The organism is Bacillus seohaeanensis, assembly GCF_042684945.1.
Classification (GTDB): Bacteria; Bacillota; Bacilli; order Bacillales; family Bacillaceae_B; genus Rossellomorea; species Rossellomorea seohaeanensis.
In genome coordinates this window covers 38,189-64,919 of sequence record NZ_JBHUMF010000008.1, presented here as the reverse complement: position 1 = coordinate 64,919, position 26,731 = coordinate 38,189, and the positions used below count along the sequence as shown (strand labels likewise).

Here is a 26,731-nt window from a genome sequence, read left to right as displayed (position 1 = left end):
TCATTTCCCCCATTTTTATAAAAAGAAGCCATCTACAAAAAAAGTGACTTTACTTCGTCCAATTCTTCTTTTAATTGATCCAATCCGGTCTTCTTATTTTTCAACTGTTCTTCTAGGACTAGTCTCATCTCGTCCATTACCCCTTTAAGAGTAGTAATGGATTTCATTGTTAAACTCCAATTTTTACCAATCATATAAACTAAATCATCTAGATGATCAAGCTTGTCTTCCTGAACGATAGTCCTCTTCGCGATATGAGCTACCTCATCCTTATTTGGGTATTCCATTTGGTTTAACCATTTTTGACCAATCACTCTCATATTTTGGACCCGTTCAAGATGAATATCTAGCACTTCTTCTACCAACACAACGAATCGATGACAGTTTGCTAAGCCTCTTAGGTATTCATTCCACTCTTCTTCCCATTTTTTATACGCATGATAACTCTCGTTGTCCTTACACGGCATTTCAAGCTCCTTACTATACTAACCAGTAGGTATGTTCTATCAATAATAAAACAGAAAAATATTTTAGTCAATTCAGATTTTAGTGAATAATATAAATTATTGTTCTTATTATTTTACGATAATCATAGATTAGAATATAAACTTTCTTAAAGTGAGGTTTTTCCATGCCATTTGTAGATCATCATAATGTAAATCTTTATTATGAAGTACACGGACAAGGTGAGCCATTACTGCTTATTATGGGACTCGGGAATAATTCTTTATCCTGGCACCGGACATTACCAGCATTAGCTCAACATTTTAAAGTCATTGTTTTTGATAATCGTGGTGTTGGTAAAAGTAGTAAGCCAAATCAACCCTATTCTATTGAAATGATGGCGGAAGATGCAAAAGTCGTTCTTGATGCTGCGTCCATTGAATCTGCCCATGTATATGGGATTTCCATGGGTGGAATGATTGCCCAAAGATTATCTATACTCTATCCAGATCGGGTTCGTTCTCTTGTTCTAGGTTGTACAACCGCTGGAGGAGCTACCCATACTCAGCCCTCAGAAGAAGTCAATTCGTTAATGCTTTCCCGCACATCTTTATCACCTGAAGAAAGTGCGTGGGCAGCTACACCGATTCTTTACAGTAAAGAATTTATTGAACAACATTCAGACTTAATAAAGGAAGATATCGAAAAACGAATTGAAATTGAAACACCACCACACGGCTATATGCTACAACTTCAAGCTTGTTTAGCCCATGATACTGTTCAGGATCTTGATAAGATTAAAGTTCCAACGCTTGTCATTCACGGTGATGCAGACCGACTAGTTCCATACGAAAATGGCAAATTACTTGCCGAACGCATTCAAGGAGCTGAGCTACACACCGTTTCTGGAGCGGGCCACATTTACATTACAGAATCTATTGACGCAACAAATGAGAAAGTTCTTCAATTTCTCTCAGATAACCTGTCAAATGCCGAGGATTAATCTCGGTTTTTTTATTTATAAGTACCTATTAAATAGCCGCTGCGTTTGATCCACCGTCCACTAACAGTACATGTCCGTAAACATAGTCCGACGCCTTCGAAGCCAAAAATAATGCAGGGCCTTTCATGTCAAAGTCGGATCCAAAACGACCAGCTGGTGTTCCGTCAAGGATTTTTTCTCCGGCATAATCTAATACACCTTTTGCCATTTTTGTTGGGAAAAATCCTGGCGCAATCGCATTAACATGAATATTATGCGGTGCTAATTTTACTGCTAAATCCTTTGTAAACGCAATTACTGCTCCCTTACTTGTTGTGTAACCAATGGCATCCATTACCTCAGCTTTCTGACCACCGAATCCTGCTACAGAAGCGATGTTAATGATTTTTCCTGACTGCTGCTCCATCATTACTTTACCGACTGCTTGCGAAAATTGGAATACTGCTTTGACGTTGATATTCATAACTTTATCCCATTTATCCGCTTCCATTTCTAACGCTGGTGCTCCCCAGGATGCTCCACTATTATTTACCAAAATATCAATTGTTCCGAACTCTTCCTTCGTTGTCTGAACAACCCGTTCAATTTCATCTGAATTAGAAACATCACATTGTAACGCAAGAGAACGAACTCCATATTTCGCAAGTTTTTCACTAACTTCTTGGCAAGCTTCTAATTTTCTAGAACAAACAACAACATTGGCTCCTGCTTCTGCAAATGCAACGGCAATTTGTTCTCCTAGTCCACGTCCGCCTCCTGTAACGATTGCTGTTTTCCCTTCAATATTGTATAAGCTTTTGATATCCATAAAAATTCCCCCCATGTCTTTTTTTATTTACTTAATTCCAATTCCTCATCACGAAGTTTTCTTCTCAATAATTTACCCACTGCAGATTTTGGTAGTTCATCTCGAAACTCCACTATCTTAGGCACCTTATAAGGAGCTAAAAATTGTTTGGAGTAATGAATAATTTCTTCTTCTGTCGCGATGGATCCTTCTTTTAGCTTAAGAAACGCTTTCACTGTTTCTCCTCTATACGGGTCTGGGACACCAACAACGATTACTTCTTGTACTGCCTCATGTTGGTAAAGTATTTCTTCAACCTCACGTGGATAGACATTATATCCACTAGCAATAATCATGTCTTTCTTACGATCAACAATGTAGAAATAACCATCCTCATCCATCCGAGCCATATCCCCTGTGTGAAGCCACCCATCTTTTAGCACGAGTTCGGTTTCTTCGGGACGCTTCCAATAACCTTTCATCACCTGTGGACCACGAACAACTAGTTCTCCAACTTCCCCTACTGGAACTTCAACATACTCTTGTTCTGACTCCACTACTATTTTTGATTCAAGGCCTGGTACTGGTATACCGATACTGCCAACTTTACGTGTGAGGTATGTTGGATTGAAATGCGTCGTAGGTGACGCTTCTGATAATCCATAACCTTCACATAAGTTACAACCTGTTCGTGATTCAAACAAATGAAGCTGTTCTATTGGCATAGCGGCCCCACCACTGTTAAAATGACTCACTTTATCGAAACCATATTCCTCTAAATCTGGGAGACTGTTTAGCGCAACAAACATCGTTGGTACTGCCGAAAATTGAAACGGTTGTTCACGTTTAACTACTTCAGCAACCTCTTGCACGACAAAACGTGGAAGGACTAATAGGTTACACCCTACGTGTAAACCAAGAAAAACGTTACAAGTTAGTCCATAAATATGAAACATTGGGAGAATGGCCATGACTTTTGCATTTGAAGGCACATCAATTGCTCTAAACATAAAATCATTTACTTGCTCAATGTCTGCCATTAAGTTTCTATGCGTTAACATGACGCCTTTAGAGACTCCTGTTGTACCACCGGTATATTGTAAAACAGCAACGTCTTCGCTCGGGTTAACTGTTACTTTAGGTGCTGATTCAACAGTCTTTTTAACAAAATCATTAAAGTAGAAATCCCCTTCAGCAAGCTCTACTTTTTTATCTCCAAAACCGACGACAATAATGTTTTTAAGGGAGGTTTGCTCTTGCACTTCTTTTACCCTTGAATACATATCTTCATAAACAACCATAAATCTTGATTCAGAGTCGTTCAATACATGTTTAATCTCAGGTCCAACGTACATCGGATTAACCTGGACTCCAATCCCACCTAAACGAAATGCAGTGAATAAAGAAAAAATATAGTGGGGTGAGTTCGGTAGCATGATCGAGAGTCGATCTCCTTTTTCAAACCCTAATGTATGTAATGATGCTGCAAACTTTTCAACGATGTTTGAAACTTCTTGGTATGTCCATGTCTGATTATAAAGTGTAATTGCCGTGTTATTGGAGAAGCGTTCAACCGCTTTTGTAAACATTTCATGTAATGAGATATTTTCAAAATTTGCAAACTCACTAATTTTTTCATCATAAAATTTCAACCATGGCTTTTCTATATGTCCCAACAATCGTTCCCCCTTGAATAAATTTCACTTCCTCTTATCTGTCTCCCCCCCCATTCATTGAAGAAGTGTTTATTTTTCATAATATTGGTATAATTTATATTATTCTTTAATCTATGTTTTCTGTAAATAATTAAAATTCGACATAAATCAACCATATTTACAATAACTGTTTGATTATTGAAAACGTTAGCATGAGGAGTGCCTTCCTTCTTTGAATTTTAAACTTTTGTACATTTTATATTTTTTCGAAGTATGTCGTATATTGTAAAAAGAAATGTAAGCATTTTCACTTCTAAATGTATTCAAACTGGGGATAATAAGAAACCTTTGAAGTGAGGAAAAGCGTAACCTCAACTATCGGGAAGAATCGAATGGATGAAAATGCACTTCTTTTTTGATGTACGTTTCTACTAATACAGAAATTCTTCGATGATTATACAAAATTTTTACATATTTCATACAAAACTTAAAATTCTACGTATATTCAATCCGTTATATTGCTATAGGGTAATAATATTAGGGCTAGTTTATGGGCTAGTTTATGGGCTAGTTTCAATATCTAACTTCTTATTATAGAAGTAATTTTTTACATACTGACGAACTTTTCAAAGGAATTTCAACTTGTCTTGATAAGACGTTGCAACAGGGCTATGTATTACTATATCCATATTGAAGGAGAATTTCCTGAATGCATTATTAAAGTATTACTACATACATCTTCTAATTCTGGAAACTTTATATATACCTCAATGTTATCTAGTTATAATCCATAAGATTTTCGGGTAAATTAGCCAAAAGAAACAGGGGGATGCTTAATGAAAAAGTTTGTTTTTGTATTATTTCTTATGTCTATTATTGGCATGTGTCCTTCTCAAACAAGTGCAATTTCAATGCCTTGTAGTTTGATATTGGAACCAGTTGACAAAAACCATACAAATGCTAAAGGTGTAGCACTAGTCTACAAAGTAAAATTAACACCGAGCTTTGCACGAACAAATATTAGTATTCTTTCTGTACACCTTCCTGAACCATCCTCTTTTGGAGAGTACGATAGTTATGAAGGCTTTGCATTTATCCCCGATGTAATTAGTTGGCGTTTTAAGCTTCATCCTACTCCTCGAGAAAATGGTGTCACGTCAGCTGGAAAAATTGATTCCATTACAGCAGAAATGCAGAATGTAACTGTTCAGGTTCGTCCTTCTAACACGAAGACAAAAAAATTGGGTCCAAGCGTCTTAACAAATAATATTAAATATTGTAAGTAGTTAACCTTGAAAACATAAATTCAAGAAACAATAGAAAAAACGCGGAATTTTCATCAGTTCGGATGAAAATTCCGCGTTTTCTTTCTTCTATTTATGGAAGGTTTCCTAATCAAGATAGCAGTACAACCTCTTAGTTAGTCGCTACAGAACCCTGTTTTGAAAATAATGCTTTTACATTTTCAACAAGGATTGTTTCCAATTGGTCATCATTTACCCCTGACTGTTTAAGTTCTGGAATAATGTTTTGGAAAAGATGTTCTGGATGCCAGTTTTTCATTAACTCCTGAACCTGCACAGGCATTTTGGGTTCCCTTCCTAACCAGATGTTAACGGTATCATGGGCAAGGAAAATTTTGTCCTCGTATCCTAACTTCAATAATTCAAGAAGTGTCGCAATTCTTTGTTGATCCATCGGAGCGCCAACTGATCCTTGAATCCCAAAACGATCAAACGCAATTCTGACCCCTTTTTCAAGAGTTCGTACATGATAAGATATATCTGTGTTTCCACACATATGCCCAATAACGATGCAATTTGGATTGACACCAAGTTCTATTAATAATTCCGCTTGTTCAGGTCCCATCGTACCTTCTTGCGTATGGGTCAAAATCGTGATTCCTGTTTCTTTATGAGCTTTAGCTGCAGCTCTAAAAAACATTTTTTCATAGTCTGTAATAACATCTTTACTTGATGCTAGTTTTATAAAACCTGGTTTAATCCCTGTCCCTTCAATTCCCTCCGTGATTTCTGTTATAAACATTTCATAAATTTCTTCTTCAGCAGAACCGAGTCCTTGTCGGAATTTGAAATAGGGTGTTGCTCCTTCTCCTTCATAGTAATAACCTGTTCCACAAATAATTTGAAGACCTGTCCTTTCTGATATATCTCTCAAAAACCCTACATTTCTTCCACATTCATTCGGCGTTGGATCAAGTACTGTTTTAACACCTTGTGAAAGGATGTTTCTTGCGATCTGTACTCCCTTATCAAGTGCTTTGTTATAATTAAATGCACCTAACGTATAATCACCACTGAACCCAGGATATCCAAATACAAAATGCTCATGAATCAGTGTTTTCCCTAGTTGATTAATAGATATTGTTCCTCTTACTGTTTCTACTTCTCCCCCCATTATCGCGCCACCTTGCCTTTCTTTTTTTCCTCCTCTTGAAGTTGACGCCATAAAAGCTTTCCACTGCTTGTCGTTGGAAGTTGTTCCCTAAATTCAACAATTCTTGGGTATTTGTATGCAGACATTTGCCTTTTAGACCATTCAATAATCTCTTCTTCCGACACTTTCCCTTTGTCTTTCTCTTGGAGAATTACGAATGCCTTTACTGTTTCTCCTCTTTTTGGGTCTGGTACACCGACAACACATGCCTGTTGAATTGCTGGATGCTTATACAACATCGACTCGACTTCTGTTGGCCAAACTTTAAAACCAGAAGCGTTAATCATCCGTTTGATACGGTCAACAATAAAATAATAGCCTTCCTCATCATACTTTGCTATATCACCTGTTCTAAAGAATCGTTTGCCATCAATTTCAATAAAAACGCTTTTATTTTCATCTGGGCGATTATAGTATCCTTGAAAAATTTGAGGACCGTTAACAACGATTTCTCCTTCTTCACCAGGCCCTAGTTCTTTCAATGTCTTTGGATCAATAATTTTTGATTCTGTATTTGGAGAGGGGATACCAAGGCATTGCATTTTCGGACGATCTGGTGGATTAAAATGGGTATGAGAAATCGTTTCAGACAATCCATACCCTTCTGCATACCGTAAACCTGTCAATTCATATAACTTTTCGCCGACAGCTTCAGGTAACGGGGCACCCCCTCCGCCAATAATTTCTAAAGTATTAATCATTTCTTTGTTAAGGTTAGCGTTTGCTAGAAAATCAATTAACATCGTGCTTATATTAGTCCAGTGTGTTACTTTATTCTTTTCTATCAATTTCAGTGCGACTTCTCTATCCCATCTTGTCATAACAACAATTTCACACCCTGCGGCTAGTGGACCATGTAAGCTATGAAGCATTCCAGTAACATGGAACAATGGCAAGGTTAATAGATGGATAGAATCACTGGTGACCGTTTGCCAGAAAGTTACAGTAATCACATTTGCTTGTACATTTTTATGTGTATGCATGCATCCCTTTGGCAATCCAGTTGTTCCAGATGTATACGGCATAACAACTAAATCATCAGCAGTAGCTGTTATTTCCTTTGGATTGTAACCTGCAGAAAGTGCTTCAGTCCAAAGTGTAAGATTAGGTCTTGTGATCGTTTGGCGTGGTGTGCATACTTCTGTTGGAAGGGTTAATTCAGTGTCTAGATCAACGTAATCGGAGTAAGCTGCAACGACAACTTGTTCAAGGGAAGTCTTCTCCATTAGCGGGTTAACTTTTTCATATAGCTCTTGAGAAACTAATGCCACTTTTATGTCACAGTCTTTAATGTAAAAGGATAATTCTTCGCTTGTATTCATTGGATTGATTGGAACAACAACTGCATTTGCACGGGCAATGGCATAGAAGGAAATAATCCATTGTGGAGAATTCTGCATATATAACAGGACGTAATCGCCTTTAGAAACATCGATTTCTTGTAAATAACCTGCTAAAGCTACTACTTCATCAAAAACTTCTTTGTAACTCATTTTTGTACCGTAGTAGTTAATCGCTGTCTTATTCGGAAAACGACGAGCTGAAATCTCGAGGTTGTCCACAAGAGTTGTTTCCGGTACCGTTAACGAATTCGGAACACGTTTTGGATAAAATTTAAAATGGTTGGTCAACAAAGATCATCCTCTCAAAAAGTGATAGTACATACTAATCACCTAGTATGCATTGTCCAAACCTGATAATTCAGAAAATTCAAGACAAATCTAGTATACTGCAATCACATATAAATTGTAAGTGGTTTCAATTGTGAAAAACAAAAAGTTCAACAATGATATTGGATTCCTCCACTCCTTCTATTAACGCGTTAAAACACCAGAGTAGAGAATATCTTAAAACACTTTCCCAGGATTCAATATCCCCATTGGGTCTAATGAAGCTTTGATTGTTTTCATCACTTTAACGGCATCTCCGTGTTCCTGTGACAGGAATTTCCTTTTCCCTATTCCAACTCCATGTTCACCCGTACATGTTCCTCCTTTTTTTAATGCATATTGAACGATATGTTCATTGATTTTTTCTATTTTTCCCACATTATCTTCATCTATGGACATAACAGCATGATAATTACCATCTCCGATATGTCCAAAAATTGCTGCATCTACTTGGAACTTATCAGTGATTTTTCTTGTTTCGATAATCGCATTTGGAAGTTCTGAAATCGGTACGCATACATCTGTTGACAGCATCCCTTTGCCTGGGTTAGCTGCTAGAATAGCAAATGCAACATGATGTCGTGCCTCCCATAGCTTAGCTCTTGCTAATGAGTCATTTTCAAATTCAAATAATGTACAACCTTCACTCATTGCTACTTCCTGTGTTACGGCAATGTCGTGTTGGACGGATTGATCACTTCCACTAATTTCAATAAATAGCGTTGGAACTTCTTGATAGTTCGTTTCTTTATATGCATTAACAGCTTTAATCGTTCGATCATCCACAAGTTCTATTTTCCCAAAAGAAATACCGGATTTTAACATCGTCTCAGCAGCTTTTCCCGCTTCTTCAATTGAAGAAAATAAAGCTCTCCCCGCTACAGTAGCTTCTTGGATGCCTTTTAAACGTAACGTAACTTCAGAAAAGACTCCTAATGTCCCTTCCGATCCAACAAATAAACTTGTTAAATTATAACCAGCAGATGACTTTATAGCCATACCACCCGTCTTAATTATTTTCCCATTCGCTAACACTACTTCTAGACCTAGTACCTGATCCTTCATTGTTCCATATTTAACACTATTTGTCCCGCTCGCATTGGTGGAAGCCATTCCCCCAATAGATGCGTCAGCACCAGGATCCACTGGGAAAAACAAGCCATACTTTTTTAACTCTTGATTCAATTGGTTTCTTGTTACCCCTGGTTGTACTTTTACAATAAAATCATCTGGGCGAATGTCGATTATTTTATTCATCCTCGTCAAATTGATCATAATGCCTTTGTTAACAGGAATAAAATGTCCTTCAAGACTACTCCCTGCTCCGTATGGGGTTACTGGTATTTGATGCAGATTTGCCAAAGCGAGAATGCTTCGTATCTCCTCTGTTGTTGTTGGGAAAACAACGATATCCGGCTTCACGGGAGTATGATACGCCAAGCCCTTACTATGCTGCTCAAGAATGGTTTCATTTATCGATACACGATTTTCATCCTTGATGATTGTCACTAACTCTTTATACAATTTCATCTTGGCACCCCCTTAATAAGCTAAAAGCTCTTTTACTTTTGTTGTGATTCGATCCGCATTCGGAAGCCAATTATCTTCCATAGTAGGAACAGGATATGGCGTGTCATAACCCGTCACCCTTACAATTGGCACTGATAATGAAAATAGAGCCCGCTCATTTACAACCGCCGATATTTCAGCACCAAACCCATTATTTCGGACTGCTTCATGAACAATAACTAATTTCGTTGTTTTTTCAACAGATTGTATGATTGTGTCTACATCAAGTGGTTGAAGTGCTCGAAGGTCAATAACTTCAATATCAATTCCGTGTGTCATAAACTCCTCGGAAATTTTTGTAACAAGTGGCACAGTCGCTCCCCATGTTACAATCGTGAGGTCCGATCCTTTTTTTACTACATTCGCTTTTCCAATTGGAAGCGTATAAGCTTCATCAGGAACTTCCATACGGATCGCACGATACAACTTCATTGGTTCTAGAAAAACAACTGGGTCATCATCACGAATCGCCGAAATAAGAAGACCCTTTGCGTCATATGCATTAGACGGCATAACAACCTTTAACCCAGGAGAGTGTGTAAAAAGGCCCTCTAAACTATCGGAATGCAACTCCGGTGTACGAACGCCACCACCATACGGACTTCTAATTACTATCGGTGCATGGAATCTACCAGCTGAGCGGAATCGTAATCGAGCTGCTTGAGCGGATAGCTGATCCATTGTTTCATACACAAACCCTAAAAACTGAATCTCTGCAATAGGACGGAAGCCATTTACAGATAATCCAACAGCTGTTCCGACGATACCCGATTCTGCTAACGGTGTATCAATCACACGGTCTTCACCAAATCGAGCTTGTAATCCATCAGTAGCACGGAAGACTCCTCCATTTCTCCCGACATCTTCTCCTAACACAATGACTCGTTCATTTTGTTCCATTTCTTGTTCCATTGCTTCATTAATAGCCTCAATCATCGTTTTTTTTGCCATTACACATCCTCCCTTCTTTGACCATTTCGCTGAACCTCTTCTTTCTGTTCCTGTAAAAGTGTATTCCCTTCCGCATATACATAATCAAAAGCGGCATATGTAGGAATTAGTGGCTCCTCTTCCGCCTCTTGAATCGCTTGATCAATTTCCTCGTTACATGTTTTTTGGAGCGCCTCTTCTTGAGAAACTGTCCAGAGGTTTTTCTTTTCTAAAAATTGACGAAACCGAGTAATAGGGTCTTTTACATTTATCCAGTTCTCGACCTCCTTTTCTTCTCGATATTTCGTTGGGTCATCCGCCGTCGTGTGAGGTCCCTGTCGATATGTCACAGCTTCTATTAATGTTGGTCCTTCTCCATTTCGTGCACGGGCAACCGCTTCTTTCATTACTTGATAGACAGCTAACACATCATTTCCATCAACTCGAACACCCTTCATCCCGTAAGCAATGGCTTTTTGAGCAATTGTGCTACTGACCGTTTGTTTCTTTAGTGGCACACTAATAGCCCATTGGTTATTTTGACAAAAGAAAATGGTAGGAACTTTATGAACCGAAGCAAAATTTAATGCTTCATGAAAATCACCTTCTGACGTGGCACCGTCACCAAAATAACTAACAGATACTTGTTTTTCTCCTTTCAATTTAGAAGCCCATGCACATCCTGTTGCATGAAGAGCTTGAGCAGCAATAATAATTTGGATTGGGAAAATATTAAGCTCTTTTGGAATTTTCCCCCCTTCAAAATGGCCTTTTACATAGAGCAACACTTGTTTCATCGGAAGTCCATGTGTAACGCAGGCAGCAATTTCCCGATAACTTGGGAAAATCCAATCTTTTAAATCTAAAGCTACAGCACTTCCAATTTGGGCCGCTTCTTGCCCACTAAAAGGAGCATACGTACCAATTCTTCCTTGGCGTTGCATTTTTAACAAACGGACATCAAAACTCCTCATTTTCACCATCCATTTGTACATCTTCACGAGCAAATCATCGTCAAAGTCATAGCCCTTTGAATCATCAAACTGACCATTTTCATCCAACAGCTGAAATTTTTCTTTAACTAAAGTACTTTCATCGTACATGGAAGGGCCTCCTTATAGATCCTTTTTATAAAAAGTGAACTAAACAGTTTTTTAATGCAGAATATCGGATTCATTTGTAACGATATCTCTAACAAATGTAACTAAATGTAACTATATTAAAACTAATGAAAAGATTAGACACCATTTGGAATCTATCTTAAATCTAATAGCAATAATTCCGGATGCTCTAACGTATCCTTAACAATCCTCATAAATCTCCCTGCTGGTTCCCCATCAATAACACGATGATCAAATGTAATCGATATTCCCATCACACTCCGAATGACGATTTCATTATCAACAACAACTGGTTTCTTCTTAATAGAATGGGCCCCAAAAATTGCCACTTCTGGATAATTGATAATCGGCGTAGCATACCAACCTCCATCTGCACCTGTACTCGTAATCGTAAAAGTACCACCACTTATATCTTCCATTGAGAGTTTATTTTGACGTGCCTTTTCTATTAAATTGGCAATCTCTTCTGCAATCTCCAAAATTGATTTTTGATCTACTTCTTTTATTACCGGAACAACTACCCCTTCCTTTGTAGCTGTAGCAATCCCAATGTTATATTGTTTTGTTAAAACTATTTCATTATTTTGTTCGTCAATGGAAGAATTAAAATAAGGGTTTTCTTTTAAAGCCTTAACAATTGCTTTCATGATAAATGGTAGGTACGTTATCTTAGCGTCCTTATCTAGTTGCGTAATAATGTTTTTTCGTAGCTGGATAAGATTTGATACATCAATCTCATCCATTCCCGTTACATGTGGTGCTGTATAGGCTGACCTTGTCATCTTTTCCGCAATAACTTTTCGTAACCCTCTGATTTTAATTCGTTCCGTTCGTATTTTCTCCGGATGACTCCTATATTCTTGTTTAATTAATGGGGGCTCTTGCTTTTCTTTTAAATATCGGTAAAGGTCTTCTTCTGTAACTCTCCCTGCTTTCCCAGTGCCTGTAACCTCTTTAATAGGAATGTTTAAATCTCTTGCCTTCTTTCGTACGGTTGGTGCCGCAACAATTCGTTTTTGTTTTGGTTGTGGTAGTCTGTCTTTGGAAGGTTTCCCAGTTTGAGGTATCGCGATGACACTTTCTTTTCGAGTAGTAGCTGCTATGTTTTCTTGTGGAGGAGAAGGTGTGTTTGCTAGAGTTTCAGATTCTTGGATAATCGTGATGAGGGGTTCTCCAACCTTTACCACTCCTCCTTCATCCCCAGCTAATGTATGTACGGTTCCAGCAACAGGTGTCGAAATTTCAACGGTCGCCTTATCTGTTTGCACTTCTACAATAGGTTGGTCTCTTTCTATTTGATCGCTTTTAGACACAAGCCAGCGAATAATCTCTGCCTCCTGTAACCCTTCTCCAATATCGGGTAATTTGAACTCGTATGCCACGTAATCATCCCTTCTCTTTTAAAAAATATTAATATCCTATTATTAAAATACTAACTAGTTTGTATTTTGATGATAATTTTTTTGATATTAGTATTTTTTTATGTGGGAGGTCTACCACTTTATCTTTGGCTATTTTCATAAAGTTTGTTGCTTTTTAATGAAAAACTAAGTTTAAACTACTGAGTTGATTGGAGCGGAGGACACTTGACTCCTACGGGAAGAGAGGGAAGTGGGAGACCCCGCAGGCGAAGCTGAGTGTCTAGTGCCTATAGCGGAAATCAACGGGAAAAGTTTATAAGTGAAAACAACGATCTATGAGAAAAGACCCTTATCTTTTCATACTACAGTTTAAGATGTTATACGATTAACTAATAAACGATAACAAAGAATTATATTTAAATTTTCAGAATAGTAGGTATAATAAAAGTATAATAGTACTTTTTAAGGAGGATAATGTGACTAACCAAAAAGATAGACCAATATACTATGATGGCAGTAGAGTAAATAGTATTTCACCAAAAACCTATAAAGAATGGGTAAGCAAACCTAAAGTAGCGATTAAGACAATCAAGTATCCATGCTTTCCTTATCTACCTAGTAACAATTAATTTTCACGTAAAATAAGAGGATTGCCACGGCAATCCTCTTAAAGAATCATTTAGTAGTTTTAGGTTACAGAAATTAGAAACTATTAGCCGCAGTAGCTGCTTTTTGTAGACCTTCTTCAATAATTTCTTCTGCTCTGTCTGGATATTGATTATGACCTTCTATAATTACTGTAGTAGTGTCCTCTACCCCCCAGAAATTTAACAATGTATCTACATAGTTAACAGACATTTCTGATGATTGAGCAGGACCTTCCGAATATACTCCGCCTCTTGCGTTTAAAAGAGCTACCTTTTTATCAGGAAGTAATCCAACTGGCCCTTCCGCAGTGTAACGGAATGTTTTACCCGCTTGTCCCATGTAATCTAAGTACGTATGCAATGGAGCTGGTATAGTGAAGTTCCACAGTGGGAAAGCCATTACGACTTTATCCGCTTCAAGGAATTGATTTAAATACTTATTCACTATGTCTGTTGCTTCTTTTTCAGAAGAAGTTAGCTCTATTCCATTAGCTAATTTATACATTCCATTAATTTTATCTGTATCATAATAAGGCAAGTTTTCCTCAAATAAATCAAGTTCTATAATTGTATCCTCTGGATGTGACTCTCTATAACTATCAAGAAAAGTGTGATAAAGTTTAACACTTACCGCTTGTTCAATTGGTCTAGAATTCGCCTTAATAAATAAAACTTTTGCCATGTAAAAAACCCCCTGAGTAAAAATATTAAAAGTTGTTATAGCAATTAAATGTGATTATGTATCCTTTTTAAACTAGCTCTTGGACATTCCGATTAATTTTTGAAAGGAGTCTCTCTAACTCTAGCAACTCTTCCTTTGAAAAATCTTTGCATACTTTTTCATTAAATTTATCTGCAAGTGGAATCACCTTTTCACTAAGCTTCTTTCCGCACGGAGTAAGGTATAACTTTTGAGAACGACCATCGTCAGGACACTTGCACCTTTTAATAAAACCTTTTTTTTCGAGATTGGAAGCCATTCTCGCAATATTTGTTTTGTCCTTATTTAGTTTTTCCGCAACTTGATTTTGAGTCAATCCATCTTCTTCCCAAAGCAGCATCATAACTAAATTTTGTTCTGGTGCAAGATTATATGGCTCTAATTTCGTCTTAATATAACTAGTAAGATTCAAGTCTGTTTTATGAATTTTAATACTAATATAGTCTTGAAAAGTCAATTTCAAAAGTACCTCCACTATTTAGTTGCTATGCATACTAATTTACAATTGGAAATTATAATAAATCTAAGTTAACTTGTCAACCAGAACTGTCGTATGCACTCATTCTATTTTTTACAAAGGCTGTTTTCATAAAGTTTGTTGCTTGTGGGGAAGTTTACTATTACTTTCCGCTTCAATCCACTCTTCATTTTCAGGCGTTGTTAAAAATAATAAGTACTATTGGTACTATAAATATCATCTTTATTCAACAGTACTAAGTCTAACAGCTCCCTTTTATAATTGCAGACAAAAAGGAAGGTTTGTTACTCAACCTTCCCATTTACATTAATTATTTTCTGCAGAATTGACCATGATCGCTGCAACTTGTTTTAATCGATTGTAAAAAGTTTCCCCTGCTGGTTGTTTATCCAATCCTACTTCTTCAAATGCTTCTCCCATGCAACGCAGCCAGCACTCTGCCCGCTTTGGCGTAATTTCAAATGGCAGATGGCGATGTCTCATCGCAGGTGGCCCAAACTCTTGACTATATAAGGGAGGTCCACCAAGAAACTGTGTTAAAAACATTCGCTGCTTTCGCATAATTTCACTCATATCTCCTTGAAATAACGGACTTAAGTCTGGATCAGCATATACTCTTGGGTAAAAAGCATCCACTAATTGATTAATCATATCCTCACCAATTTGGTCATATAAGGTTTGTAAACGAGGTTCTTTCACTTTTTAAGACCTCCTTAAAAGATTCTTTATTTTAGTATATCCTTATCTCAATAGTAAAACTGTTATCTATATCACACTCAGAAATGATGAGAATTGTACCAATTACCTCTTATTCTCTACAAGAGTACAAAATATAAGATTATTAAGCGATTAAGTCGTTGCCCTTATTACCTAACCGTATACAGATTTGTCGGTATCCATCACATTTGTAACTTATTAGTCAACTACCCTCACCTACCTTATCAGCAAACGAAGAAAAAGACCAATTTCAAAATGAAATGATCTCTTGTCACCAAGGACTCCTATATTCTTCTCAATAAATCTTTATTAAGCTCTCGTGCTGCTGTTTTCATGGAGGGATTTGGTCAATTCATTAACAAAATATTCGTGAGAGATTAAATTTCATATGATTTATTCAAAACATACTGTCTAAACCGATGAATCATGTGCCACCTACACTACCTTTAAATTTCCATATCAAGATAAAATTAGTTAATACTTTACTTTTTTTCAAAAAAGTGATGAAAAATGTAATCAGATAATTTAGAATAAAACAAAAAGGAGGGGCTAACAATTCATACTCAATTAATGGATACACCTCAACAACGGATTAAAGAATTGACAGATGAACTCAAGCGAACAAAAGAACTCGCGAGGAAATATGAAACAGCCTTTAATTCTAGCTATGACCCAATGTTTATAACAGATAAACATGGATACACCCTGAAGCTGAACAAAGCATATACTCGGGTTACGGGGATAACAGAAGAGGAATTAATAGGTAAACATATGCAAGATTTGATACAAGAAGGTATTATATCGGATTCTATCTCATTAAATGTATTGAAAAAGAAAGAGCGATTGACGATGGTTCAATCAATAAATGGAAAAGAACTATTAGTTACCGGAAACCCAATTTTTGATGAGAATGGCGACATTTTGTTTGTTGTCACAAACCTACGAGACGTATCAACATTAAATAACTTAAAAGAAGAATTGAATCAGACAAAAGCACTGGCTAATCATTATTTACAAGAGTTAGAGCATTATCATAAACAACAACAAGTTATCATGCATGAAGGCATTATTGCCAACAGTGATAATATGGTAGCAGCTATTGACATGGCACAGAAAATTGCAAACGTTAACTCTACCGTTTTACTACTTGGGGAAACAGGTGTCGGAAAAGAAGTTATTGCCAATCTTATTCAAAAGTTAAGTAGCCGCTCTACTAAACCATTTATTAAAGTAAACTGTGCAGCCATCCCAAAAGATTTGTTGGAATCGGAGTTATTTGGATATGAAAAAGGTGCTTTTACAGGTGCAGATGACAAAGGTCGTCCTGGTTTATTTGAACAGGCACATGGTGGAACTATTTTTCTCGATGAAATTGGTGAAATGCCGTTACCACTTCAAGTAAAACTATTAAGGGTATTACAAGAGTTTGAGGTTACTAGAATTGGTGGCGGTCCAACAATTAAAATTGATGTTCGCGTCATCTCTGCAACCAACAAAGATCTGGAGTCGTTAGTAAAACAAGGAGAATTTCGCGAAGATTTATATTATCGGTTGAACATTATTCCCATTAAAATTCCTCCTTTACGTGAACGACAAGAAGACATACCGCTACTTGCTCATTATTTTTTACAAAAGGTTAACCAAAAATATAATCTACATAAACAATTGACGGACGATGCTTTTTTTACAATGAAATCTTATTCATGGCCAGGGAATATTAGAGAAATGCAAAACTTGATAGAGCGACTCGTTGTAACAGCAGAAAATGATTTTATTGATTCCAATCATTTTCCTTTTACCAATCAACCATCCTCCGAATGCCAAGCTTCACGAAAAACAATGAAGGAAATACTTCATGATATAGAAAGAGATATGATTTTAAAAGCAATGGTCAAGTATAAAACCACAAGAAAAGCCGCTAAATTCCTGGGAATTAGCCAGTCCACTTTAGTCAAAAAAATGCAACGTCTAGGGATATAACAGCCCTGATTCATAATTTCATCAATAATTCCAAGTGATTCTTTATAGAATCATTTTTTTTGCTTTCAATAGACACATTTAGACATCGTTAGACTCCTCTCTCTAAAAACTTACATTTTTCGCAGGCAAATGCAAAATATCTCAACTTGGCACGGAATTTGCAATAGTTAAGGTGAGACTAATAAAAAAATTCAGAATAATGGGGTGTAAGTATGAATATTAGTAATTTTCCTTCCTTCCGTTTAGACGGAAAGGTCGCACTTGTTACAGGTGGCAGTAAAGGTATTGGTTTAGCGATGGCCTGTGCTTTAGGAATAAATGGGGCGAAGGTAATCATTTCTAGTCGTAAAGCAGATGAACTCCAAAAAGTTGTCGAAGAGATGAACAATCAGGGATTGGACTTCTCTTGGATACAAGCAGATGTAACGAATAAAGAACAAGTCGATAATATGGTAAATGAAATTATCGAACACCATGGTCAGCTTGACATCTTGGTCAATAATGCTGGAATGAATATTCGGAAGCCGCTGGTAGAAGTAGAAGAAAGTGACTGGGATAAAGTATTAAATACAAATTTAAAAGGAATCTTTTTAGTTGGACAAGCAGCCGCAAAGCAAATGATAAAACAAAAGAACGGGAAAATCATCAATATTTCTTCTATCTTGGGAGGTATTGGTATGCCCTCACAAACAAGCTATGCAGCTAGTAAAGGGGGCATCAACCAATTAACAAAGGTCTGGGCAAGTGAGCTCTCTCCTTATAACATCCATGTGAACGCGGTCGCACCAGCATACATTAAAACACCAATGACAGCTACTTGGCTTCAAGATGAGCAGCGTTATAAAGAAATTGTTGGGAATACAATGGTAAACCGTATTGGAGATCAGGAAGATTTAGCCGGTCCTATTGTCTTTCTTGCGTCCGGTGCATCCAACTATGTTACAGGCCAAGTTTTGCATGTTGATGGTGGTTGGACTGCTAAATAATTCATTATCAATAAATAGATTATGAAATGGGGGAAATTTTATGATTATTGAGAAAAGACTTTATGGACACGATGTAAAAGTGTTTGCAGACAGACCATCAAATGTATATGAAATGCTAGTAAATGCAGCAGAGAAATTCCCTACAAAGGAAGCTCTAATTAAAGACCATATCCGCCTAAACTACCAAGAACTAAAGGAACAAGTGGATACGGTAGCCTCTAACTTACTACAAAAACAGATAAAAAAGGGAGATAGAATTGCCCTTTTACTTGGGAATGAAATAGAATTCGCTTTAACTGTGCTTGCTTGTGCTAAAATTGGGGCTATTTTTGTGCCACTTAATACTAAGCTCACAGCACGTGACTTAATCTACATGCTTACGGATTCCGGAGCAAAAATGTTAATAACAAATAGCACGTTAGCGGAACCATTAGAAGATTGGTTGACAGGAAACGGATATACTCCATCCTGCATGTTAATTGATGAGCACCAGCCATTAAAAAATATGTACTCCTTTCACGATGAATTACTGAATGATCATCCTAAATCTGAAACACCCTATCAAGCACCGTCAGAAACAGACACACTTTATATAATGTATACATCTGGTACTACCGGACTTCCAAAAGGAGCCGTCGGCAGTCATATTAACATCATTCACAGTTCTCTGAATTACAAACATGTCTTAAAAACAAACCATCATACGCGTACGTTAATTGCCGTTCCACTTTTCCATGTTACAGGTCTGATTGGACAACTATTCCATGTAATCTTAGTAGGTGGAACCAATGTTTTAATGGATCGATATCGTACAGAGCCATTTATTGAATTACTAGTTTCGGAAAAAATCAATTTTATGTTTAACGTTCCAACAATCTATATCATGTTAATGTCTACTCCATTTTTCAAAACATTTTCGTATGGTTATGTTCGAACTGTCGCATATGGAGGGGCTCCGATGTCGAAGGAAACAATTAAGGACTTAAAAACATATTTTCCTAACGCTTCCCTTCATAATGCCTATGGTGCTACTGAAACGGCTTCTCCAGCAACCATTATGCCGGAAAGTTATCCAATCGAGAAATCTAGTTCTGTCGGTTTACCCGTTCCGGTTGGAGATTTAAAAATTGTCAATCAAGATGGAGAGGATTGCGGACCAGCGGAAATTGGAGAACTATATATTAAAGGACCGATGGTTGTTAAAGGCTACTGGAACAACAAAGAGGCGAATGCTTCGTCCTTTATCGATGGTTATTGGAAATCTGGAGATATTGCCTACATTGATCAGGATGGCTTTGTTTACATTATGGATCGAATAAAAGACATGATTAATCGTGGCGGTGAAAATATTTATTCTATTGAAGTGGAAAATGTTTTGTATGCACATCCAAAAATTCTAGAAGCTTCCGTTGTAGGCGTTAAAGATAAATTATATGGAGAAGAAGTTAAGGCCTATATAGTCAAAAAACCGGATGTAGAGCTAACGGCAGAGGAGGTTGTCGCATTTGCACGTGAACACCTCTCTAAATTTAAAGTACCTAGATACGTAGAGTTTATTAAAGAATTCCCTCGTAATCCTGGTGGGAAAATTATTAAAAAGAAACTAGCAGAAATGTCTAAGGACCAGGAGAAAAAAATATGACAGATATCATTGGAAATAGAACTATCCCTCTCCTCTTACAGGAGATGACATCCCTTCATCCACAAAAAACATTTGTCGTTTTTGAGGATAAGGAGGAGATGTCATATTCCCTCACTTATGAGGAGTTTACCGATAAAGTATGCCGACTAGCGAATGCATTTCAAACCCGGGGGATTAAAAAGGGAGATAAAATCCTTCTTCATTTACCGAATAGCATGGATTTTATGATCTCATGGTTTGCTATTACTTCTCTGGGGGCGATAATGGTCCCTACTAATATTCTTTCTACAGAGGATGAAATTGCTTATTTGTTTGAACACTCGGAGTCAAAATTAGTAATTACAGAAGATGAGTATGTTTATAAGTTTGCTAGTTTTTATGATCAAATAAATGGATTATTTTTATCAAGAAGCAATGGACAAAGTGAGCATGGCGTTTGTCTCCAAAGAATAATAGAACAAACAGAGCCGCTCTCTCAATTTCCTAATGTGTCTAGTAATGATATCGCTTCTATTTTATATACTTCAGGAACGACATCCAAGCCAAAAGGTGTGTTAATTACCCATGCCAATTATCTTTTTGCTGGAGAAGTAATGTCCAAAACGCTAAGAATATCTCCAGACGATCGCGTTTTAGTAGTTCTACCAATTTTCCATGGTAACGGACAGTATTACTTATCGATGCCAGCTTTGACTGCTGGTGCCAGCATTGCTATTACAGAGGGCTTTAGTGCTTCCAACTACTTCAAACAGGCTAAACGATTACAAGCAACTGTTGGATCCTTATTTGCCGCACCATTAAAAATGATTTTAAAGAAGCCTTATGACCCTACAGACGCTAAAAATGGATTACGACTCATTATTTTCGCCCAGTCCATTACAAACGACCAACTTCACACTTTCAAAGATCGCTATCGAGTGCCTCTAAGGCAACTATACGGCATGACAGAAACAGTTGGAACGCCACTTATCAATTCGCTTGATGGTCATTACAATAATGAAAGCATTGGTCGTCCGATTCTTGGATATAGTGTAAAGCTTGTCGATGAAAACAATCATGAAGTACCAGACGGAGAAGAAGGACAAATTACCGTTTCTGGCATTCCAGGCAGAACCATTATGAAAGGTTATTTTAATAATGAAGAAGCTACAAACAGTACAATAAAAGACGGATGGCTTCATACTGGTGATATCGCACGAAAAAACCGCGACGATGGCTATTTCTACTTTGTCGATCGTAAAAAGGACATGATCAAACGTTCCGGTGAAAATGTAGCAGCAAGTGAGGTAGAAGATATTATCAATGAGCATGAGGCAGTATTTGAAAGTGCTATTGTAGGAGTTCCTGATGAAATAAAGGATGAATCTATTCATGCTTTTGTTATTTTAAAAGATGGCTATAAACCTTCTAGCCGAGAAATAATTGATTTTTGCAAAACGAAACTTGCCAAATTTAAAGTTCCTAGCGCTGTTCACTTCATGGAAGAGTTTCCGAGAACATCGGTAGGAAAAATTCAAAAGCATCAATTAAAAAAATTCATTCCTACAAGGGGGACTTAAGATGGAGCCAAATATCAAGAAAGAACCACAGCATCATCCAGTAGAGCACCAGAAAAATAATTTTCTTTCCAAGATTGCACTGGCATTTGCAAGGTTAGCAGAGAAATGGTTACCAGATGCATTTGTGTTTGCTGTTTTGCTTACCATCATTACGTTTTTAGGTGGTATCTTTATTACCGAAAGCAGTCCTTTTGACATGATAACGTATTGGGGAGATGGTCTATGGGGACTATTAACCTTTACTGCTCAAATTATTACAACGTTTATCATGAGTTACGCTTTGGCACTGACAAAACCGGTTTCTCGTACACTGGAATCAATAGCTGGAAAGTGCAAATCACCTAATTCCGCCATATTACTTGTTACGTTTACTTCACTGGCAGCTTCCTTGATTAGTTGGGCTTTTGGATTGGTTGTTGCTGGAATTATGGCGAAGCTTGTTGCGAAAAAGGTTCATGACGTGGATTATCGCGTACTAGTGGCAGCTGGCTATTCAGGATTTGTTATTTGGGAAGGCGGTCTTTCCTCCTCCCCAGCGCTGTTCGTAGCTACACAAGATCATATCTTTCAAGATCAGATAGGCATCATTCCTACTTCTGAAACGCTATTGTCTGTTCTTAATATTGCAATTGTTGTAGTCGTCTTCTTAACACTACCGTTTATTATGAAAATGATTCACCCGAAAAGAAAAGAAGACCGCTTCATTGTAGATCAAGCACTACTAGTTGATTCGATTGATGAGGAAAGCGCAGCAGAACAAACGAACTATATAAATGATAGACTAGAAAAAAGCCGTGTTATTACACTTATTGGAGGTTTGTTAGGTTTATCCTATTTGGTAAATCATTTTATGAAAAATGGGTTGGATCTTAACTTAAATACAGTAAATTTGATCTTTTTAACACTTGCACTTTTATTATTCGGAAATGTTCGAGAACTTGGAAAAGGATTAGTAAAAGCTTCCGGGAGTGTTGGTCAATTTGCATTACAGTATCCCTTCTACGCAGGAATTATGGGAATGCTAGGTGCATCTGGTTTAGCTGTCTGGTTGTCGAACTTCTTTACCGACATCTCAACAAGCGCTACCCTTCCACTTTTCACATTTTTATCTTCTGGATTTTTAAATGTATTTATACCTTCAGGGGGAGGGCAATGGGCAATACAGGCACCGATTGTTATTCCGGCTGCTTTGGAAATGGGGGTTGACCCTGCTAAAATTGTTATGGCTGTTGCCTGGGGAGATGCTTGGACGAATATGATTCAACCATTTTGGGCAATTCCACTACTGGCAATTGCTGGTCTAAAAATCCGAGATATTATGGGCTTTACAATGGTAACACTCATTTATGTTGGTATTGTTACTTCTATTTTCTTGCTTATCTTATAGTAAGAACAAAAGCTAGGCGTATTTCACTTCAATAATGTAGTTTTCTGCATACAAAGTTTTATACTTTCTTGAAGAAGAAGAGAAAGAGGCTCACAAAAGGTTATCTCTCGATAACTTTTTGATAAAGCCTCTTTCTTTATTTGTTTTCAGTCCTCGCTTTATTCAAAATAAATTGGTCTATTTACATACAAGCCGACTCGGATAATAGATCAAGTTTTTTTCACTCTAGGTATAGAGTACTCATGCTTCTAATGGGACATGAATCCTGTTCTTATTTTCGCTCATCGCGAATAAGCTTAAATGTACCAATTCCCTTTGCGATTGTGTTTCCTTTTGTATCTTTAATCTCTCCCTCTGTAAAGGCAAGTTTGTGTCCTTCTTGGAGGACCTTCGCTTCTGCAAATATTTCTCCTCCTGATATACTGGCTAGATAATGAACCGTTAGATTTGTTGTTACAACCTTTGCTTTCGTTACAGAACGAGTAACCATTCCGAGAATAGTATCAAGCATAGTAGCATGAACGCCTCCGTGAAGAGTTCCATTCACATTTAGTAAATATTCTTCAATATTTAACTTTATAGTGACTTTGCCTTCTTCAAATTGAATGATTTCAAATCCTATATGTAAAAAGAATGGATTACTCTCAAACCTTTTGCGAATATCCTCCACTGTAACTAACAAATCCCGTCCCCCTCCTTTCTTATTTCTATTAATCTTGCCATTTTACCTTTTCCAAAACTACGATTAAATCAAATAGCATCGTGAACACTCGGTTTGATTTGTTATAAACCAGTTACCAAACCAAACAACTATGAATATTTTAAGCTGCGATTTTCAGATAAGTTACGTTTCTTATCCTCTTTATTCTCTTTTGCCAAAGATGGTTTAACGAAAATAGCAAATAATAGCCCAAAAGCTCCGACAAGGATAGCCATGAACAGAACAGATAAGTTATAGCCTGCAACTTTATCTCCACCAGCCAAACTAATAATATAGCCGGTCAAAAGCGGTGCAACAATACCTGCAATATTACCTGACGAAGTTAAAATACTTGTCATCAATCCTCCACGTTCACTCATTTCATTAATCATAATAGTTGGTCCTATTGGTAAAATGCTATAGGTGAGACCTTTAGCTAAACACATTGCAATAATAACCCAGATTGGATTTTGAACAAAAATGATCGATGCCATTAATACTGAGCCCGTAATCATCGCTCCACCAACAACAAATACCCTTGATACACGCCAATTTTGATTTTTCTTAAATAGATAATCAGACAACATAGAAACACACGTATAAATTAGTACAGAAACGACTCCAATTATAGCGACTCCATACCCCATCTGAGCGGAAGACATTTGTACGGATTCTACTAGATAAATAGGCAACCAAACTGAAAACCAAACGACTAGAATATAGGTTGAAAAATAGGCTAGTGTTGTAAATAAAGCAGTAGGTGACCCAAGAAGTTTAAGAAAATCTTTCACATTTATTTTCTCTAACTTTTTCTTCTTTTTCTCCTGTACTTTGTTATATGCTTTAACTGGATTTTCCTTTGTGAAAAATTGGAACAAGAAGAACCAGACAAGACTCGCAACACCAAGAAGAGCAAAAGCTATCTTCCAACCGAAAATGGCAATTAAGGAAACAAGTAACGGAGCAACAATCATTGCACCAACAGTACCTCCGCCGACTATTACGGAATTAGCAAGTCCCTTCTGTTTCGCCGGAAACCACTTGTCTGCATGACTATAGGCAACAGGACTAAATGGTCCCTCAAATGCACCTAATAAAATTCTGTAGATAATCAGCAACGGTAAAGCTGCAATGGCTAAAACACCAAATTGCAGGACAGTCCATGTCAGCATTACTAACCCAAGTACCTTTTTCGCCCCAAGTCTATCAGCCCAAGCCGCTCCCAAAATACCTGTTACCGGATAAAGCCAGTAATAACTGCTTCCAACAAGCCCCCACTCCGCATAAGAAAGATCAAATTCCTCCATAATAGGTACAGCAGCAAGCCCAATGATTGATTTATCCGCAAAGTTAATAACCGCCCCAAAGAATAGCAACACTAGAATAAACCAACGCATACGCATCCCTCTTTTCTCCCTATTTTCAAATGTTTCTTGATATCAACCGCATAGTTATCTTCGCAAGCAATTAGGATGACTTTTTAACGTTTGTTCGAAAGAAACCTCTCTCTTCTAGCAATCTTTCAATACGTTTCTAGAGATAATTAAACGCTGAATTTCGTTTGTACCTTCGTAAATTTTCGTAATACGTGCATCCCGATAAAAACGTTCAACTGGATAATCGGAAACATACCCCATACCACCATGGATTTGAACAGCCTTATCTGCTACTCTATTAAATACGTCGGAAGCAAATAATTTTGCCATTGACGCCTCTTTAATAACCTTTTTTCCCTCATCAACCTTTTGGGCCGCCATCATTGTCAGTGTTCTTGCGGCTTCTGTTTCCGTTGCCATGTCCGCAAGCATCCATTGAATCGCCTGGTTATCGGCAATAGGTTTACCAAATTGTATACGTTCTTTCGCATAGCTAGCAGATAATTCGATTAACTTATCGCATGAACCGACTGCCCTCGCTGCCAAACTTACACGTCCTTCTCCTAAGATCTTAAGAGCCGACATATATCCCATACCAACTTCACCAACTACGTTTTCTTCAGGAATGATACAATCTTCAAAAATAATTTGGGATGTATAGGAACCTTTTAATCCCATTTTCTTATCTTTTTTACCGATAATTAAACCTGGAAAATCCTTTTCTACTAAAAAGGCAGTAATTCCACCTTTCGCACCCTTTTCTCTATCTGTTAACGCAAATACCGTAAAGACATCAGCAATAGGTCCGTTTGTGATGAAATGCTTCGTACCATTCATCACCCAATAATCACCTTTTTTCTCTGCACTTGTTGCCAAATTCGTTGCATCGGATCCTGCCCCAGGTTCAGATAAAGCAAAGGCACCGATTTTATTTCCTGCTGCCATATCGGGCAAGTATTTATTTTTCAAATAGTCGGATGCCAACTTTACAAGTCCTGTGCTTCCAATCCCTGTATGCGCGCTAATCAGCGAAACAAAACCATTATGTGTTCTTCCCAATTGTTCTAATACGATGGCCTTTTCTACTGTGTTTAATCCAATTCCACCATATTGTTCCGGAATACTCATTCCAAATAAACCAAGTTCTTTCATCTTATCAATTAAATGTTGTGGTATGGCATCATCCTCTTCAATTTGCGCTGCGTAAGGCTCTACTTCCTTTTCAACAAAATTTCGAATCATACTCTTCATTTGCTGCATTTCATCTGTTAATGTAATGGTCATTATCTATATTCCTCCTTAGTATATCTTCACTTATATAACTAGCAAGAAGCATGCCAACCCTAAAATTCGACTATTAAAGGGATTTTTAGCAGATCAAAATTCAATTTTGATTCAAAAGGACATTATTTTGGAATAATTCGTATGTTTTTTTGATTCATTTTTGTATTAAATAATTCAATTCTGTATCATTGATTCTTTTTTGAATTAACATGAAGCTAAAAATAATGGGTATCTCTCAAATTTAGGAGATACCCTAG

General features: G+C 37.2%; 23 protein-coding genes. 8 read left to right on the top strand and 15 right to left on the bottom strand.

Annotation, left to right across the window (positions count from 1 at the left end):
* Nucleotides 1-32: 32 nt before the first annotated feature.
* Nucleotides 33-467: a hypothetical protein gene (locus ACFSUL_RS03295; RefSeq protein ID WP_377932679.1), complete on the bottom strand. Its 435-nt coding sequence runs from the start codon at nucleotides 465-467 to the stop codon at nucleotides 33-35.
* Between the two features lie 164 nt (nucleotides 468-631).
* Here ACFSUL_RS03295 and ACFSUL_RS03290 point away from each other — a divergent pair, with 164 nt between their 5' ends.
* Nucleotides 632-1,447, top strand: coding sequence for an alpha/beta fold hydrolase (locus tag ACFSUL_RS03290; protein WP_377932677.1), 816 nt, complete (start codon nucleotides 632-634; stop codon nucleotides 1,445-1,447).
* Nucleotides 1,448-1,475: 28 nt separating this feature from the next.
* Here ACFSUL_RS03290 and ACFSUL_RS03285 read toward each other — a convergent pair whose 3' ends face one another.
* Together ACFSUL_RS03285 and ACFSUL_RS03280 are read right to left on the bottom strand one after the other, a co-directional pair.
* Complete coding sequence (locus tag ACFSUL_RS03285) at nucleotides 1,476-2,255, bottom strand: SDR family oxidoreductase (protein WP_377932675.1); 780 nt, start codon at nucleotides 2,253-2,255, stop codon at nucleotides 1,476-1,478.
* A gap of 23 nt (nucleotides 2,256-2,278) precedes the next feature.
* Nucleotides 2,279-3,910, bottom strand: a complete 1,632-nt coding sequence (locus ACFSUL_RS03280) for a long-chain-fatty-acid--CoA ligase (RefSeq protein ID WP_377932673.1) — start codon at nucleotides 3,908-3,910, stop codon at nucleotides 2,279-2,281.
* Between the two features lie 815 nt (nucleotides 3,911-4,725).
* Between ACFSUL_RS03280 and ACFSUL_RS03275 the strand changes: the two genes are divergently transcribed.
* Complete coding sequence (locus ACFSUL_RS03275) at nucleotides 4,726-5,175, top strand: hypothetical protein (protein ID WP_377932671.1); 450 nt, start codon at nucleotides 4,726-4,728, stop codon at nucleotides 5,173-5,175.
* Between the two features lie 130 nt (nucleotides 5,176-5,305).
* Here ACFSUL_RS03275 and ACFSUL_RS03270 read toward each other — a convergent pair whose 3' ends face one another.
* The 6 genes from ACFSUL_RS03270 to ACFSUL_RS03245 form a co-directional block, all read right to left on the bottom strand.
* On the bottom strand, nucleotides 5,306-6,307 hold the full coding sequence (locus tag ACFSUL_RS03270; RefSeq protein WP_377932669.1) for a phosphotriesterase family protein: 1,002 nt from the start codon (nucleotides 6,305-6,307) through the stop codon (nucleotides 5,306-5,308).
* Nucleotides 6,307-7,980 (bottom strand): long-chain fatty acid--CoA ligase, encoded by a 1,674-nt coding sequence (locus tag ACFSUL_RS03265; protein WP_377932667.1) that lies wholly within the window; start codon nucleotides 7,978-7,980, stop codon nucleotides 6,307-6,309. The genes ACFSUL_RS03270 and ACFSUL_RS03265 overlap by 1 nt, the downstream gene beginning before the upstream one ends.
* 213 nt (nucleotides 7,981-8,193) lie before the next feature.
* Nucleotides 8,194-9,546, bottom strand: coding sequence for an FAD-binding oxidoreductase (locus ACFSUL_RS03260; protein ID WP_377932665.1), 1,353 nt, complete (start codon nucleotides 9,544-9,546; stop codon nucleotides 8,194-8,196).
* A 12-nt stretch (nucleotides 9,547-9,558) separates the two neighbouring features.
* Entirely contained in the window at nucleotides 9,559-10,536 is a 978-nt protein-coding gene (locus tag ACFSUL_RS03255; RefSeq protein WP_377932663.1) for an alpha-ketoacid dehydrogenase subunit beta, read from the bottom strand.
* Entirely contained in the window at nucleotides 10,536-11,618 is a 1,083-nt protein-coding gene (gene pdhA, locus ACFSUL_RS03250) for a pyruvate dehydrogenase (acetyl-transferring) E1 component subunit alpha (RefSeq protein ID WP_377932661.1), read from the bottom strand. Before pdhA ends, ACFSUL_RS03255 begins: the two co-directional genes overlap by 1 nt.
* 152 nt (nucleotides 11,619-11,770) lie before the next feature.
* Nucleotides 11,771-13,018, bottom strand: coding sequence for a dihydrolipoamide acetyltransferase family protein (locus ACFSUL_RS03245; RefSeq protein WP_377932659.1), 1,248 nt, complete (start codon nucleotides 13,016-13,018; stop codon nucleotides 11,771-11,773).
* A gap of 455 nt (nucleotides 13,019-13,473) precedes the next feature.
* Here ACFSUL_RS03245 and ACFSUL_RS03240 point away from each other — a divergent pair, with 455 nt between their 5' ends.
* Nucleotides 13,474-13,626, top strand: coding sequence for a hypothetical protein (locus tag ACFSUL_RS03240; protein ID WP_377932657.1), 153 nt, complete (start codon nucleotides 13,474-13,476; stop codon nucleotides 13,624-13,626).
* Nucleotides 13,627-13,699: 73 nt separating this feature from the next.
* Here ACFSUL_RS03240 and ACFSUL_RS03235 read toward each other — a convergent pair whose 3' ends face one another.
* The 3 genes from ACFSUL_RS03235 to ACFSUL_RS03225 all read right to left on the bottom strand — a co-directional run bounded on the left by ACFSUL_RS03235 (nucleotide 13,700) and on the right by ACFSUL_RS03225 (nucleotide 15,542).
* Complete coding sequence (locus tag ACFSUL_RS03235) at nucleotides 13,700-14,326, bottom strand: FMN-dependent NADH-azoreductase (protein WP_377932655.1); 627 nt, start codon at nucleotides 14,324-14,326, stop codon at nucleotides 13,700-13,702.
* 67 nt (nucleotides 14,327-14,393) lie between these two features.
* Entirely contained in the window at nucleotides 14,394-14,828 is a 435-nt protein-coding gene (locus ACFSUL_RS03230; protein WP_071413073.1) for a MarR family winged helix-turn-helix transcriptional regulator, read from the bottom strand.
* Nucleotides 14,829-15,149: 321 nt separating this feature from the next.
* Nucleotides 15,150-15,542 carry a globin domain-containing protein gene (locus ACFSUL_RS03225; RefSeq protein ID WP_377932652.1) on the bottom strand — a complete coding sequence of 131 codons (393 nt, stop codon included), beginning with the start codon at nucleotides 15,540-15,542 and terminating at the stop codon, nucleotides 15,150-15,152.
* Nucleotides 15,543-16,160: 618 nt separating this feature from the next.
* Here ACFSUL_RS03225 and ACFSUL_RS03220 point away from each other — a divergent pair.
* From ACFSUL_RS03220 to ACFSUL_RS03200, 5 genes are all read left to right on the top strand, one after another.
* Entirely contained in the window at nucleotides 16,161-17,540 is a 1,380-nt protein-coding gene (locus ACFSUL_RS03220) for a sigma-54 interaction domain-containing protein (RefSeq protein ID WP_377932650.1), read from the top strand.
* A 212-nt stretch (nucleotides 17,541-17,752) separates the two neighbouring features.
* Nucleotides 17,753-18,526 carry an SDR family NAD(P)-dependent oxidoreductase gene (locus ACFSUL_RS03215; RefSeq protein ID WP_377932648.1) on the top strand — a complete coding sequence of 258 codons (774 nt, stop codon included), beginning with the start codon at nucleotides 17,753-17,755 and terminating at the stop codon, nucleotides 18,524-18,526.
* A 40-nt stretch (nucleotides 18,527-18,566) separates the two neighbouring features.
* Complete coding sequence (locus ACFSUL_RS03210) at nucleotides 18,567-20,168, top strand: class I adenylate-forming enzyme family protein (protein ID WP_377932646.1); 1,602 nt, start codon at nucleotides 18,567-18,569, stop codon at nucleotides 20,166-20,168.
* Nucleotides 20,165-21,727 (top strand): class I adenylate-forming enzyme family protein, encoded by a 1,563-nt coding sequence (locus ACFSUL_RS03205; protein ID WP_377932644.1) that lies wholly within the window; start codon nucleotides 20,165-20,167, stop codon nucleotides 21,725-21,727. The genes ACFSUL_RS03210 and ACFSUL_RS03205 overlap by 4 nt, the downstream gene beginning before the upstream one ends.
* 1 nt (nucleotide 21,728) lies before the next feature.
* Nucleotides 21,729-23,114 (top strand): short-chain fatty acid transporter, encoded by a 1,386-nt coding sequence (locus ACFSUL_RS03200; protein WP_377932642.1) that lies wholly within the window; start codon nucleotides 21,729-21,731, stop codon nucleotides 23,112-23,114.
* A 271-nt stretch (nucleotides 23,115-23,385) separates the two neighbouring features.
* Here ACFSUL_RS03200 and ACFSUL_RS03195 read toward each other — a convergent pair whose 3' ends face one another.
* The 3 genes from ACFSUL_RS03195 to ACFSUL_RS03185 all read right to left on the bottom strand — a co-directional run bounded on the left by ACFSUL_RS03195 (nucleotide 23,386) and on the right by ACFSUL_RS03185 (nucleotide 26,474).
* The gene (locus ACFSUL_RS03195; protein ID WP_377932640.1) at nucleotides 23,386-23,796 is read right to left on the bottom strand and encodes a PaaI family thioesterase; all 411 of its coding nucleotides are present in this window, start codon (nucleotides 23,794-23,796) and stop codon (nucleotides 23,386-23,388) included.
* Between the two features lie 128 nt (nucleotides 23,797-23,924).
* Entirely contained in the window at nucleotides 23,925-25,211 is a 1,287-nt protein-coding gene (locus ACFSUL_RS03190) for an MFS transporter (protein WP_377932638.1), read from the bottom strand.
* 114 nt (nucleotides 25,212-25,325) lie between these two features.
* Entirely contained in the window at nucleotides 25,326-26,474 is a 1,149-nt protein-coding gene (locus tag ACFSUL_RS03185) for an acyl-CoA dehydrogenase family protein (protein ID WP_377932636.1), read from the bottom strand.
* Between the last annotated feature and the right edge of the window lie 257 nt (nucleotides 26,475-26,731).

Bases quoted from the DNA above. Each gene is read 5' to 3' on its own strand.
- ACFSUL_RS03205 (WP_377932644.1), top strand. From the start codon at position 20,165: ATGACAGATATCATTGGAAATAGAACTATCCCTCTCCTCTTACAGGAG.
- ACFSUL_RS03295 (WP_377932679.1), bottom strand. From the start codon at position 467: ATGCCGTGTAAGGACAACGAGAGTTATCATGCGTATAAAAAATGGGAA.
- ACFSUL_RS03235 (WP_377932655.1), bottom strand. From the start codon at position 14,326: ATGGCAAAAGTTTTATTTATTAAGGCGAATTCTAGACCAATTGAACAA.
- ACFSUL_RS03285 (WP_377932675.1), bottom strand. From the start codon at position 2,255: ATGGATATCAAAAGCTTATACAATATTGAAGGGAAAACAGCAATCGTT.
- ACFSUL_RS03210 (WP_377932646.1), top strand. From the start codon at position 18,567: ATGATTATTGAGAAAAGACTTTATGGACACGATGTAAAAGTGTTTGCA.
- ACFSUL_RS03200 (WP_377932642.1), top strand. From the start codon at position 21,729: ATGGAGCCAAATATCAAGAAAGAACCACAGCATCATCCAGTAGAGCAC.
- ACFSUL_RS03275 (WP_377932671.1), top strand. From the start codon at position 4,726: ATGAAAAAGTTTGTTTTTGTATTATTTCTTATGTCTATTATTGGCATG.
- ACFSUL_RS03185 (WP_377932636.1), bottom strand. From the start codon at position 26,474: ATGACCATTACATTAACAGATGAAATGCAGCAAATGAAGAGTATGATT.
- pdhA (WP_377932661.1), bottom strand. From the start codon at position 11,618: ATGTACGATGAAAGTACTTTAGTTAAAGAAAAATTTCAGCTGTTGGAT.
- ACFSUL_RS03270 (WP_377932669.1), bottom strand. From the start codon at position 6,307: ATGGGGGGAGAAGTAGAAACAGTAAGAGGAACAATATCTATTAATCAA.
- ACFSUL_RS03190 (WP_377932638.1), bottom strand. From the start codon at position 25,211: ATGCGTTGGTTTATTCTAGTGTTGCTATTCTTTGGGGCGGTTATTAAC.
- ACFSUL_RS03290 (WP_377932677.1), top strand. From the start codon at position 632: ATGCCATTTGTAGATCATCATAATGTAAATCTTTATTATGAAGTACAC.
- ACFSUL_RS03260 (WP_377932665.1), bottom strand. From the start codon at position 9,546: ATGAAATTGTATAAAGAGTTAGTGACAATCATCAAGGATGAAAATCGT.
- ACFSUL_RS03215 (WP_377932648.1), top strand. From the start codon at position 17,753: ATGAATATTAGTAATTTTCCTTCCTTCCGTTTAGACGGAAAGGTCGCA.
- ACFSUL_RS03255 (WP_377932663.1), bottom strand. From the start codon at position 10,536: ATGGCAAAAAAAACGATGATTGAGGCTATTAATGAAGCAATGGAACAA.